Source organism: Bradyrhizobium sp. CIR18, from assembly GCF_014198295.1.
Classification (GTDB): Bacteria; Pseudomonadota; Alphaproteobacteria; order Rhizobiales; family Xanthobacteraceae; genus Bradyrhizobium.
On sequence record NZ_JACIHF010000011.1, the window covers coordinates 260,064 to 272,661 of the forward strand.

Below are 12,598 nucleotides of genomic sequence, written 5' to 3' on the forward strand. Positions count from 1 at the left end.
TCTTCAGGACCGTAAGGTGCCGCCATCGGGCACCAAATGGATTTCAAGGCCCTGGAGATCTCCGCATGACCGACCGTCCCGACCTCTCGAACCTTCCGTCCTACCGGCAGCCGCGCCGGTCGGTGTTTTCCGCGCGCAAGTTCGCGCTGATGGCCTCGGTCGTCGCCGGTCTCGGCGCGGCCGTCTATGGCTTCAGCCCCTCGACCTCGCCGGCCGACCTGTTCTCGACCCCGGCGCATGCGCAGGTCAACAACGAGGTCCGCAAGGTCGAACGCCCGGTCGGTTTCGCCGACATCGTCGAGCGTGTGAAGCCGTCGGTGATCTCGGTGAAGGTCAATATCAAGGAGAAGACCGCGAGCAACGACGACGGCGATGATTCCTCCTCGCCGTTCCAGCCGGGCTCGCCGATGGAGCGCTTCTTCCGCCGCTTCGGCGGTCCGGATGGTTTCCCGGGCCTGAAGGGCGGCCGTGGCCGCGTTGTGCAGGGTCAGGGCTCGGGCTTCTTCATCTCGGCTGACGGCTTTGCCGTGACCAACAACCACGTGGTCGACGGCGCCGACAAGGTCGAGGTCACCACCGATGACGGCAAGACCTACACCGCCAAGGTGATCGGCACCGACCAGCGCACCGACCTCGCTTTGATCAAGGTCGAGGGCAGCTCGAACTTCCCGTTCGCCAAGCTCGCCGACGCCAAGCCGCGGATCGGCGACTGGGTGCTCGCGGTCGGCAATCCGTTCGGCCTCGGTGGCACCGTGACCGCGGGCATCGTCTCGGCGAGCGGCCGCGACATCGGCAACGGTCCGTACGACGATTTCATCCAGATCGACGCGCCCGTGAACAAGGGCAATTCCGGCGGTCCCGCTTTCGACACCAACGGCGAAGTGATGGGCGTCAACACCGCCATCTACTCGCCCTCGGGCGGCAGCGTCGGCATCGCGTTCTCGATTCCCGCGAGCACCGTGAAGAGCGTGGTCGCCCAGCTCAAGGACAAGGGCTCGGTCAGCCGCGGCTGGATCGGCGTGCAGATTCAGCCTGTCACCTCCGACATCGCCGAGAGCCTCGGCATGAAGAAGGCCGAAGGCGCGCTGGTGGCGGAGCCGCAAGCGAACGGTCCGGCCGCGAAGGCCGGCATCGAGTCCGGCGACGTGATCACGGCGGTCAATGGCGAGTCGGTCAAGGACGCCCGCGAGCTTGCCCGCACCATCGGCGGCATGGCACCCGGTGCGACCGTGAAGCTCAACGTGCTGCACAAGGGCCAGGACAAGGTCGTGAACATGACGCTCGGCCAATTGCCGAACACGGTCGAGGCCAAGGCCGATAACGACAATGACAGCGGCAAGGGTGCGAGCAAGGGCACCGACGTGCCCAAGCTCGGCATGACCGTTGCGCCCGCCAATTCGGTGGCCGGCGCCGGCAAGGAAGGCGTCGTGGTCACCGAAGTCGATCCGAAGAGCGCCGCGGCCGAGCGCGGCTTCAAGGAAGGCGACGTGATTCTCGAAGTCGGCGGCAAGAGCGTGGCCACCGCCGGCGAAGTTCGCGATGCCATCAACATGGCGCGGACCGACAACAAGAACAGCGTCCTGATGCGCGTGAAGAGCGGCGGCCAGTCGCGCTTCGTCGCGGTGCCCCTCGCCAAGGGCTGAGGCTTCAGGAGGCCTACGAGATGAAGGGTGTCGCCGGCATCAGTCGCCCCCGCCGACGGCGCCCTTCTGGGAAGCAGCGCAACGTTCGCTTCCCCTGTCTACCTTCCGGTGGAATTACGCCCCCCTCCGTCGGAAGGCCTAGGGCGGTGAAGTCCCCCCAGCTTCACCGCCCGCCTTTTTCTCGATGCCAGAGTCTCCCCCTCGGCTTGCATGCGATTGCCGCTCGCGCCATGTTTAGAGAAGGTTGACCTCCTTGACCGCCGCCGAACGCACGATGCGCCTCCTCATCATTGAAGACGACCGCGAATCCGCCGACTACCTCGTGAAGGCGTTTCGCGAAGTCGGACACATTGCCGACCACGCCGCCGACGGCGAGGAAGGCCTCGCCATGGCTGAGAACGGCGATTACGACGTGCTGGTGGTCGACCGCATGCTGCCCAAGCGCGACGGCCTGTCGCTGATCGGTGCGCTGCGCGACCAGGACAACACGACGCCGGTGCTGATTCTCTCCGCGCTCGGACAGGTCGACGACCGCATCAAGGGCCTGCGCGCCGGCGGCGACGACTATCTGCCAAAACCCTATTCCTTCGCCGAGCTGCTGGCCCGGGTCGAGGTGCTGTCGCGCCGCCGCGGGGGACCTGCCGAGGACATGCTCTACCGCGTCGGCGATCTCGAGCTCGACCGGCTCTCCCATCGCGTCGCCCGCGGCAAGGACGAGCTGACGCTGCAGCCGCGCGAATTCCGCCTGCTCGAATATCTGATGAAGCATGCCGGCCAGGTGGTGACGCGCACCATGCTGCTCGAGAACGTCTGGGACTATCATTTCGATCCGCAGACCAACGTGATCGACGTGCACATTTCGCGGCTGCGCTCCAAGATCGACAAGGGCTTCGAGCGGCCGCTGCTGCACACGATCCGCGGCGCCGGGTACATGATCCGTGACGGAATAAGATAAGATGCGGTACCTACTGCAGTTCTTCAGTGGGCTTGGTTCTTGATTGCCAATTTCTTACCGAATCCTTTTGCCGTTGGCTCAAAATAGAAGCCCCGCCTAAGCGGGGCTTTCTACAATCGGCTTCCGGGCGTCGGGCAGTGTTCCCAGCCACACTCTCAAATCTTCGGGCAAGATGATCGTGCGCCTCCCGTGCTTCTTAGCCCTAAGTTTGCCGGCGCTGATCGCTTCGCGAATGGAAGTCAATCCGATCCCGGTGAGGGCGCTTGCCTCCTCAGGTGACACCGCGAATCGTTCCGAGAGCGGTACCTCACCCTTCTGTCCGAATTCGTTCATCTCAAAGCTCGATCTTTTGCGGAGTCACGACAGTGTGGCGGATCCAATCGGCTTACGCTTCGACCTATGTTGCCAACGCTGGTGCCTGCTTGGTTCGCCTACAGTGCGGTTGACGGCCATGAAGCACTGCAAACATTATTTCTGTTGGTGGCTCAACACCAAGGAAAGCAAACTTGCTGCACCGTGCGCCTAGATCGCGATGGATACGTCATCCTGATACGGCTCGCCGCTACTACGTCGAACGGATCATATTCGTGTTATCATCGCATCTGTCGAGCTAAATCATCGTCAGCGTGGCAGCCCATTGTGCGGAGGTGCATTGCGAACTTCGCGGCACCACGTCAGATTCCCCTGTAAGGAACACCAGCACACACTTCGAGCGCGTCTTAAAACGTTGAACGAAGCAAAATATGCGCCGGCCTTGGCTATGCCGGACACGCACCACTAGCTTTCTTCTTCACCGAAGGTGGTGGACGACCTTTCCGGTAATTGGCTGCAATCGAACATCGATTGCTGGAGTCAGCTCGAACTCTCCAATGATGGATTGGATCGAGAGTTCAAATTTTTCAGTCGGTTAGCGCATGTGCACAGCGTGTTCACCGGGAAATCAAGCAGAAATCCATCAGGGGCAAGCACCGGCAAGTCCTCATTCGAAGCGATGTCCGAAGAGCGGTGGCGTCGGAAACCGGCGCGCCGCAGGAAGCCGACCAGTACTACGACTTAGATCGATCTGGTACGCTCGATGGCAGCGCCTTGGCGCCATACACGCTGATGCTCTGCCACGCAGTGGGCGAATCGCCGAGAGCATCGAGGTTGCACGTGCTCACGCCGGCCACGCCTGCCCGCCACCGTCGATGCGCAGCACCTGACCAGAGATGAAGGCGCCCATCGGCCCGGCGAACAACTCGACCACGCGCGCGACCTCGTCGACGGTCGCGATACGATCGAGCGTGCCGGTCTCGACCATCCTGTCAGGATCGACTGCGCGCGTGCCGAGGAAGCGGCCGGTGCGGGTGTCGCCGGGCGCGATGCAGTTGACAGCGATGTCGTAGGCGCGGAGCTGGTCGGCGAGGCAGCGCGTGTAATGGGTGACGCCCGCTTTCGCCACCGCATAGATCGAGCCGTTGGTGCGCCCCTTGAAGGCGGCGACCGAGCCGAGCGTGACAATGCGGCCGCGCCGCCGCTCCATCATGCCCTTTGCGACCGCCTGGCAGGTCAGGATGATCGAGAGCAAATTGCGCTCGAGCACCGCGCGCACGTCGGCTTCTTTGATGTTGACGGCGTCGTTCGGATCGGGCTTGCCGCCGGCAGCCGCGATATCGCCGCCGGCATTGTGCACGAGGATATCGATCGGGCCGAGCGCGCTTTCTGTCTCGGCGATCACGCGCGCAATGTCCTCGCCCTTGGTGAGATCGCCCAGCATACGCTGGCTGCGTACGCCGAATTGCCGGCTGACTTCCGCGGCGACGGCGGTGAGGGTGGTGCCCTCGCCATATTCCGCCGGGCCGTTCTCGCGCATGCCGTGAATGGCGACGTCGGCGCCGAGGGCTGCGAGCTTCTCTGCAAAGGCGCGGCCGAGTCCGCGCCCCGCGCCGGTCACCAGCGCTACTTGGCCTGCCAATACTTTCGCGTCATGTGCAACCATGATCTTCTCCCGTCTTGAAAGCCTAATCTCCCGCGAGATCAAGGCCGATCGCCAGCGCCTGCACCAGGCACATCGGCGCCACCAGCGTCCGCAGCGCCGGCTCGGGCATGTCCTGGATCTCGAATACCACGCTGGCGCTCTCGACGATCGGGCTCAGCAGGCTGTCGGTTATGGAGATTGTAGGCACGCCCCGCGCGACGAGCTCCGGGAACAGCCGTGCCGTGTCGGGATAGTAGTTTCGGAAGCTGATGGCGACCAGCGCATCGTCCGCAGTCGCCGCGTGCGACTGCTCATGAATGCTGCCGCCGACGCCGTCCAGCAGCACGACGCGCCGTCCGAGCTTGCGCAAGACATAGGCGAGGTGGATCGCGACCGGAAACGAGCCGCCGAGGCCGAGCAGATAGATGTCGCGGGCTTTCGCGAGGATCGCCGTCGCTGCCTCGAGGTCGCGCGTGTGCACGGACTGACTGAGCGTCATCAGCGCCGATTGCGCTTCTGAGACGAAGCGTGACAGCACCGCGGCGGGCTGGCGGCCGAGCACTGATTTCTCCTCGCTCTTCATGCGCGCGAGCCGCGCCTTGTAGCTGGGAGCAACGCCGGCGACGAGGCGGGAGCGGAACACCTGCTGCATCTCGGTGAAGCCGCCGAATCCGAGCGCATGGGCAAAGCGCACGATCGCCGAGGGCGGCACGCCCGAGCGCTGCGCGACCTCCGCCACGGTGCCGAGCGCGACATCGGTCGGGTGATCGAGCACGAACTCCGCGATCTGTTGCAGCCGGCCCGACAAGGCGCGGTGCCGCTGCGCAATCTCGCCGCGCAGCTCGTCGTAACTCGTCACTCCCTGGGCCTTGTTCATCGAGTCGGGTCTCCGGATCGGCAAACCTGTTTAACGGCATTTCACGGCTTGGATCAAATATTCTACTTTACTTAACCAGTGGAATGAATATTCTAAGCACACAAAAAAGAGCAAGAACGTCGAAACGGGAGGAAGCGATGAGAGTGCGTCAGATCTCACGGCGAAGCGTTTTGAAAGGCAGCTTGATGGCCAGTGTCCTCGCCGGCACCGGCGGCTTCTTCGGGCCATGGCGGGAGAACCACGTCTGGGCGGAAGGCGCGAAGCCGATCAAGCTCGGCCTGACCTGCGATGCCAGCGGTCAATACGGCAACAGCGGCCAGGATGATTTGCGCGGCATCAAGATGGCGATCGACGAGTTCAACGCCAAAGGCGGCGTGCTCGGCCGTCAGGTCAGTTTCGTCACCGCAGACACCGAAACCACGCCGGCCACCGGCAGCCGCGTCGCCGAACGCTTCATCACCCGCGAGGACTGCACCATCCTGATCGGCGCGCTGCATTCTGGCGTCGCCAACGCCATCACCCAGGTCGCCAGCAAATACGGCGTGATCTATCTGAACACGAACTCCTCGGCGCCGAGCGAAGCCGGCGAGAACTGCTCGCGCGTCAAGTTCGTCTGGGACGGCAACGGCACCAATTTCTCCAAGGCATCGGTCAAGAACGCGGTCGATTCCATCGGCAAGAACTGGATGCTGCTGACCAACGACTATGTCTGGGGCCACACGACCTCCGCCGCGACCAAGGCGCAGGTCGAGGCTGCGGGCGGCAAGATCATCGACAATCTCCTGGTGCCGCAGAACACGCGCGACTTCACCGCCTATCTGCTGAAGATCCAGCAAGCCAAACCCGACGTTGTGGCGACTGCGATCGGCGGTGACGACATCAAGGCGCTGCGCGAGCAGGTGGCGCAGCTCAAGCTCGACGGCAAGCCGGCCTGGATCAACAACCAGCAGGACTGGCCCGACGTCTGGGGCGCGCCCGATAGCCTGTTCGGCGTGTTCGGCACGACCTGGTACCACAAGCTGCAGCTGCCCGGCGTCGCCGACTTCGTGAAGAAGTGGCAGGCCGCCAACAAGGACGGACCGATCCCGGTGCCCGGCAATGTCTCCTACAACGGATACATGTCGACGCGTGAGCTGCTCCGGGCGATCGAGCGGGCAGGGTCGACCAACAACGTCAAGATCATCAAGGAGCTCGAGAACCTGAAAGTCTCGGCGACCGACCGCATGCAGCATTTCGATGCCTACATGGATCCGGTGACGCATCAGATGCAGCAGACGATCTATCTGGCGCGGCGCAACGCCAAGCTGTCGGACAATACCGATCTCTACGAGATCATCAGCTGGACCGAACCGAAATCGGCCGCCGATGACGCCGCGCCCACCAAGTGCAAGCTCACGCCCTATGAACAGGTGCCGACCGTCGATTCCTGAACAAGGGTCGTCATATCGATAGAAGCGGTGGCGCCACCAGCACGGCGTCACCCGCGCCCGCCTTGGAATGACAATTGCGAGACCAAATACCTTGCTCGACCTCCTTCCGCATCTCGTGAACGGCCTGACTCTCGGCCTGTTGTTCGCGCTGATCGCGCTCGGCTTCATGCTCATCGTCGGGCTGATGGAGCAGATCAATCTGGCGCACGGCTCGTTGTTCGCGCTCGGCGCCTATGTCGCGATGCAGCTCACCGGGCCGCGCCCGCCTTTGCCGCCCGATCTTGCGAAATTGTGGCTCGCGCTGCCGCTCGGCTGGCGCTATGCCGCAACGCTCGTCATTGCGCCCGTCATTGTGAGCCTCGTCGGCATGCTGATCGAGGTCTGCATGCGGCGGACCTATGGCAAGGACCCGCTGTACGGCCTGTTGCTGACCTTCGGCGCGGCGATGGTGATCGAGGAACTGATCCGCCTGGTCTGGGGCACGCGCGACTATGTGCTGCAGGTGCCGTCGGCCATCAATGGCGGCTTCCTGTTCGGCGACCTGATCTGGTCGAGCTATCGCTTCTACGCAGCCGGCATCGCGGTCGGGATCATCGCTCTGGTCTGGGTCCTGATCGAAAAGACCTCGTTCGGCGCGACTGTGAAAGCGGGCGCCCATGATAGCGAGATCGTGCGCGCGCTCGGCATCAATCTGTCGCGGCTGCGGCTGCTGGTGTTCGTGTTCGGCACCATGCTGGCGGCGATCGCCGGCATCATCGTCGCGCCGATCTGGGGCATCCGCCCGCATATGGGCGTCGACGCCGTCATCCCCGCCTTCCTCGTCATCGTACTCGGCGGCGTTGGAAGCTTTTGGGGCGCTGTCGTCGCCGGTCTCCTGGTCGGGCTCTGCGTCGGCCTCGCCGGCGCCTATGCGTCCGAATGGTCGCTGCTATCCATGTACATCCTGCTCGTTGCCGTCGTGACGTTCCGCGCGCGCGGCCTCTGGGGCAAGCAGAGCGTGCTCGAGGTCTAGGGAATGATTGTGGGCTCGACGACCTCATCCGACGCTGCGCGTCTGCTCACGCCGACGATGCTGGTGCTCTGGCTGGTGCTGGCGACGGTGCCGCTCTGGATCACGCGTATCGGGCTTTATCCCTATCTCGGCATTGAGATCCTGATCTGGTCGCTCTATGCGCTGGCCTTCAACCTGGTGCTGGGTACGGCCGGGCTGCCGTCGTTCGGCCACGGCGCCTATTTCGGCATCGGTGCCTATGCCTTCGGGCTCTGCCAGTTCGATGTCGTCGCGAATCTCTGGGTTTGTCTTGCCGCGGCGGCCGTTGTCGCGGGGCTCGCCGGCGCGCTGGTGGCGCTGTTCATCTCGCACCGGCGAGGTATCTATTACGCCTTCATGACGATCGCCTTCGGCCAGATTTTCTGGACGCTTGCGATCAAGTCGCACCGAGTCACCGGCGGCGAGGACGGGCTGCTCAAGATCAAGCGTCTGCCGGCGGATTTTGGCCTGTTGTCGTTCGATCTCACAGATAATGTCGCATTCTTCTATTTCGTGCTCGCGGTGTTCGCGGTCGCCGTCGCGGTGATGTGGCGCCTGGTGCATTCGCCCTATGGCCGCGTGGTTGCGGCCATCCGTCAGAGCGAGGTTCGCGCCGCGCATCTCGGCTACAATGTGTGGCTCTACAAGGCTTCGGTCTTCACCCTGTCGGCTGCGCTGTCAGGCTTTGCCGGCGGCCTGTTCGCGATGGCGCAGCTCGCCGCATTCCCTGATGTCATGAGCCTGCATCAGTCCGGCTACGTCGTGATGATGACGCTGGTCGGCGGTGGCCTAGTCAGCTTCTGGGGTCCAGTGATCGGAGTATTCCTTTTCCTCACCGCCCGCGACGTCATTGGCGCGCTGACCAATGCCTGGATGCTCTATTTCGGCCTTCTGTTCATGGCGATAGTGCTGTTCCGCCCCGAGGGCATCGCCGGGGCGCTCTCGGCGGCCGTGCGCCAGCATTCCCTCAACGCTCTCAGGCGGCGGGGGACGTCGGCCATGCGGCTCCTGGTCGGAGGCGGGCGATGAGCATGATCGAGGCCGCGGGCGTGCATGTCCGCTTCGGCGATCGCGTGGTGCTGGAGAGCATCGATCTCGACGTCGGGGAGGGTGAATTCCACGGCGTGATGGGGCCGAATGGCGCTGGCAAGACCACATTCTTCAACGTCCTCACCGGCCGGGTGAAACCGAGTCGCGGCTCGATCCGGCTCGGCGGCGAGGACGTCACGGGCCTGAGCCCGCATCGCATCGCGGCCAAGGGCATTGCCCGCTCGTTCCAGATCATGACGCTGTTCGACGAATTTTCCGCGCGCGACAACGTCGTGGTCGGCCTGCCGGCGTTTCGCGCGCGGGGGCTCGACGTCGCGCGCGCCGCGGCCGGCGATTGCAGTTTCGCCGATCAAGCGAGCGAAGCGCTCGCCGCCGTCGGGCTTGCGGACAAGGGCGATGTCCGCGCCAGGGATCTCTCCTACGGCGACCGCCGCGCGCTCGAGATAGCGGTCGCGCTGGCACAGGCGCCGCGGGTGCTGTGCCTGGACGAGCCGACCTCCGGCCTCGGCTCAGACGGCGTGCAGCGGCTGGCTGCCCTCGTCGCACGTCTGAAGGGCAAGCTCACTATCGTTGCGATCGAGCACGACATGGAGTTCCTGTTCTCGCTCGCTGACCGCATCTCCGTCATCCACTGGGGCCAGGTGGTGGCGCGCGGCACGCCCCATGAACTGCAGCAGAACGAATGGGTCCGGCGCTCCAATCTCGGGAAATTCGCATGATCCTCGAAGTGGACGGGCTCGATACGTTCTACGGCGAGACCCAGGCGCTGTTCGGCGCCTCGCTCGCCATCGAGCAGGCAAAGGTCTTTGCGCTGCTCGGGCCCAACGGCGCCGGCAAGACCACCATGCTGCGCTCGATCCTCGGGCTGACGCGGCCGCGCCGTGGCGCGGTGCGCTTCGACGGGTACGACGTTACGCGCAACCCGACTCATGAAATCGCGCGCGCCGGCATCGGCTGGGTGCCCGACGACCGGCGGCTGTGCCCAACCCTGTCAGTGGCGCGCAATCTGTCGATCGCGCAGAAGCGCACGCGCTTCCGCAACTGGTCCGTCAAGGAGGCCGCCGCAATCTTCTCGCCGCTCGAATATCTGATGGAGCGAGACTGCGAGAATCTGTCGGGCGGCGAGATGCAGATGGTGGCGATCGCTCGCGCGCTGGTCGGCTCGCCCGGGCTGGTGCTGTTTGACGAGCCGAGCCAGGGGCTGGCGCCGAAGATCGTTGGCGACGTGCTCGCGACGATTCTGCGGATGAAGGACGAGGGCATCGCCTCGCTGGTCGTCGAGCAGAATGCCGAGATCGCGCTGTCGGTCGCCGACCATGCCGCGGTGATCGACCGCGGCCGGATCGTCTGGACCGGGGAGGCCGCCACGCTCCGCGATGATCGCGGGCTTCGTCAGCGCTTGCTGGGAGTGCAATAGAGTGTCCGCGCCGCTGCTCGTTCTCGATGATATCCGCAAGGTCTACACCAGAGGCCGCGTCATCCGACGCCTCACCTTCACGCTCGAAGCAAATCTGTCGCTGGACGAGCCGGGCATCGTCGGCGTCGTGGGGCCGAACGGAGCCGGCAAGACCACGCTGTTCGAGATGATGACGGGCTCCAATGCGCCCACCTCAGGCCGCGTGCTGGTTGCCGGTACCGATATCCACGGCGTCAAATACCGGGAGCGCGACCGGCTCGCGATCCACTATCACCAATCCTACCAGGTCCGGCGCTTTCGCAAGCGGGTGCCGTCGGCCTTGCTGGCGCCGTCGCCGACCCGGACGCCCCTGGTGCATCTGTTCGACGAGCCGCAATTCAACCTGCAGGACGGCTATATCGGTTTCATGCTCGATTTCTTCCGCAAGCTGCGTGACGAGGGCAGGCTCGTCATCCTCTGCATGCACCCGACGGCGAGCTGGCACCTGGACATCCTGGCCGAGATCGCGGAGCAATTCCTGTTCGTGGCCGACGGTGGGGTGAGGCGCATGGCGGATTTCCGCGCCCTTGCCGCTGAGCCGCGCTTCCGCTCTTATCTCGGACCAGAGATGACCCGTGCCGCCGATGCCATCGTCGCGGCGGCCCGGCCGTCCACGCATTGAAGCAATATGGAAGCGATCAAGGGGAGAGACACTTGGCTTACTCGAGCACCCAGCTTTTCATCGGCGGCAAATGGCGTCCGGCCCAGTCGGGCAAGGTCATCGAGGTCGTCAACCCCGCGACCGAAGAGGTGATCGGCACCGTCGCCCACGCCGACACGGCCGACCTCGACGAGGCACTCGCTGCGGCCGCAGCCGGCTTCAAGGTCTGGCGCAATGTCGCCCCCTTCGAGCGCTGCCGCATCATGCGCAAGGCCGCGGCGATCATGCGCGAGCGTAACGACGAGATCGCGCCGCTGCTGACGATGGAGCAGGGCAAGACGCTCGGCGAAGCCAGGATGGAAGCGATGGCCGCCGCCGACGTGATCGAGTGGTTTGCCGAAGAGGCCAAGCGTGCCTATGGCCGCGTGATCCCGGCGCGCGGACCGGGCATCTACCAGCTCGCGATCAAGGAGCCGGTCGGGCCGGTCGCGGCGTTCACGCCCTGGAACTTCCCGATCAACCAGGTCGTGCGCAAGCTCTCGGCCGCGCTTGCCGCCGGCTGCTCGATTATCGTCAAGGCGCCGGAGGAGACCCCGGCCTCGCCCGCGCAGCTGATCCGCGCCTTCGCGGATGCCGGCGTGCCCGACGGCGTCATCAACCTCGTCTATGGCGTGCCGGCAGAGATCTCCGAATATTTCATCCCGCATCCGGTGATCCGCAAGATCTCGTTCACGGGCTCGACCAGCGTCGGCAAGCAGCTCAACGCGCTCGCCGGCCTGCACATGAAGCGCGCCACCATGGAGCTTGGCGGCCACGCGCCGGCGATCGTGTTCAAGGACGCTGACGTCGCGTCAGCTGCGAAGATACTGTCGGCCGCGAAATATCGCAACGCGGGCCAGGTCTGCATCTCGCCGACCCGCATGCTGGTGCACGACGACGTCTTCAAGGAGTTCGTCGACAAGTTCGTGGACGGTGCCAGGGCATTCAAGGTCGGCAACGGCCTCGACCCCGAGTCCAAGATGGGCTCGCTCGCCAATCCGCGCCGGGTCACCGCGATCGAAGGCATGGTGCAGGACGCCGTCGGCAGGGGCGCCAAGCTCGAGACCGGCGGCAAGCGCGTCGGCAACAAAGGCTATTTCTTCGAGCCGACCGTCGTCAGCGATGTGCCGAAGGACGCCCGCGCCATGAACGAGGAGCCGTTCGGCCCGCTGGCGCTGATCTCGCGCTTCTCGACCTTCGACGAGGTGGTTGAGGAAGCCAATCGCCTGCCGTTTGGCCTCGCGTCCTACGCCTTTACTTCATCGGCCAAGACCGCGACCGCGATCGGCTCTGCAGTCGAAGCCGGCATGATGTCGATCAACAGTTTCGGTCTCGCGCTGCCGGAAGTTCCGTTCGGCGGCATTAAGGATTCCGGCTACGGCTCGGAAGGCGGCACCGAGGCGATGGAGGGCTATTTCAATACTAAGTTCATCACGCAGAGCGGTGTGTGAGTAAAATCGCCGCTATCGGTGGCAATGCGCATTTAGCTAAAACGGCGAGGCCTCTTAATTAGCCTCGCCCAGTACATTCGCGGTGCCGTCTGACGAGACCAATGCAAGT

At 64.3% G+C, this 12,598-nt stretch carries 12 protein-coding genes; 9 read left to right on the plus strand and 3 right to left on the minus strand.

From position 1 onward, the window contains the following. The first annotated feature begins 65 nt into the window (after window positions 1–65). Both GGD65_RS29190 and GGD65_RS29195 read left to right on the plus strand, forming a co-directional pair. Window positions 66–1,643: a Do family serine endopeptidase gene (locus GGD65_RS29190; protein WP_092256476.1), complete on the plus strand. Its 1,578-nt coding sequence runs from the start codon at window positions 66–68 to the stop codon at window positions 1,641–1,643. Window positions 1,644–1,917: 274 nt separating this feature from the next. Next, entirely contained in the window at window positions 1,918–2,598 is a 681-nt protein-coding gene (locus tag GGD65_RS29195) for a response regulator transcription factor (protein ID WP_183237421.1), read from the plus strand. Between the two features lie 96 nt (window positions 2,599–2,694). Here the strand turns inward: GGD65_RS29195 and GGD65_RS29200 are convergent, their stop codons facing one another. From GGD65_RS29200 to GGD65_RS29210, 3 genes are all read right to left on the minus strand, one after another. After that, complete coding sequence (locus tag GGD65_RS29200; protein ID WP_179734115.1) at window positions 2,695–2,931, minus strand: helix-turn-helix domain-containing protein; 237 nt, start codon at window positions 2,929–2,931, stop codon at window positions 2,695–2,697. A gap of 823 nt (window positions 2,932–3,754) precedes the next feature. Then, window positions 3,755–4,576, minus strand: coding sequence for an SDR family NAD(P)-dependent oxidoreductase (locus GGD65_RS29205; RefSeq protein WP_183237422.1), 822 nt, complete (start codon window positions 4,574–4,576; stop codon window positions 3,755–3,757). A 22-nt stretch (window positions 4,577–4,598) separates the two neighbouring features. Further along, window positions 4,599–5,432, minus strand: coding sequence for a MurR/RpiR family transcriptional regulator (locus GGD65_RS29210; protein WP_183237423.1), 834 nt, complete (start codon window positions 5,430–5,432; stop codon window positions 4,599–4,601). A gap of 185 nt (window positions 5,433–5,617) precedes the next feature. Here GGD65_RS29210 and GGD65_RS29215 point away from each other — a divergent pair, with 185 nt between their 5' ends. The 7 genes from GGD65_RS29215 (at window position 5,618) to GGD65_RS29245 (ending at window position 12,489) form a co-directional block, all read left to right on the plus strand. Further along, window positions 5,618–6,862: an ABC transporter substrate-binding protein gene (locus GGD65_RS29215; protein ID WP_183237446.1), complete on the plus strand. Its 1,245-nt coding sequence runs from the start codon at window positions 5,618–5,620 to the stop codon at window positions 6,860–6,862. 91 nt (window positions 6,863–6,953) lie between these two features. Next, the gene (locus GGD65_RS29220) at window positions 6,954–7,874 is read left to right on the plus strand and encodes a branched-chain amino acid ABC transporter permease (RefSeq protein ID WP_183237424.1); all 921 of its coding nucleotides are present in this window, start codon (window positions 6,954–6,956) and stop codon (window positions 7,872–7,874) included. 3 nt (window positions 7,875–7,877) lie between these two features. Then, entirely contained in the window at window positions 7,878–8,921 is a 1,044-nt protein-coding gene (locus GGD65_RS29225; RefSeq protein ID WP_183237425.1) for a branched-chain amino acid ABC transporter permease, read from the plus strand. Beyond that, window positions 8,918–9,661 (plus strand): ABC transporter ATP-binding protein, encoded by a 744-nt coding sequence (locus GGD65_RS29230; protein ID WP_183237426.1) that lies wholly within the window; start codon window positions 8,918–8,920, stop codon window positions 9,659–9,661. The genes GGD65_RS29225 and GGD65_RS29230 overlap by 4 nt, the downstream gene beginning before the upstream one ends. Further along, the gene (locus tag GGD65_RS29235; protein WP_183237427.1) at window positions 9,658–10,359 is read left to right on the plus strand and encodes an ABC transporter ATP-binding protein; all 702 of its coding nucleotides are present in this window, start codon (window positions 9,658–9,660) and stop codon (window positions 10,357–10,359) included. The genes GGD65_RS29230 and GGD65_RS29235 overlap by 4 nt, the downstream gene beginning before the upstream one ends. A gap of 1 nt (window position 10,360) precedes the next feature. Continuing rightward, window positions 10,361–11,020 (plus strand): ATP-binding cassette domain-containing protein, encoded by a 660-nt coding sequence (locus tag GGD65_RS29240; RefSeq protein WP_183237428.1) that lies wholly within the window; start codon window positions 10,361–10,363, stop codon window positions 11,018–11,020. A 32-nt stretch (window positions 11,021–11,052) separates the two neighbouring features. Then, window positions 11,053–12,489 (plus strand): NAD-dependent succinate-semialdehyde dehydrogenase, encoded by a 1,437-nt coding sequence (locus GGD65_RS29245; RefSeq protein ID WP_183237429.1) that lies wholly within the window; start codon window positions 11,053–11,055, stop codon window positions 12,487–12,489. The last annotated feature ends 109 nt before the right edge of the window (window positions 12,490–12,598 follow it).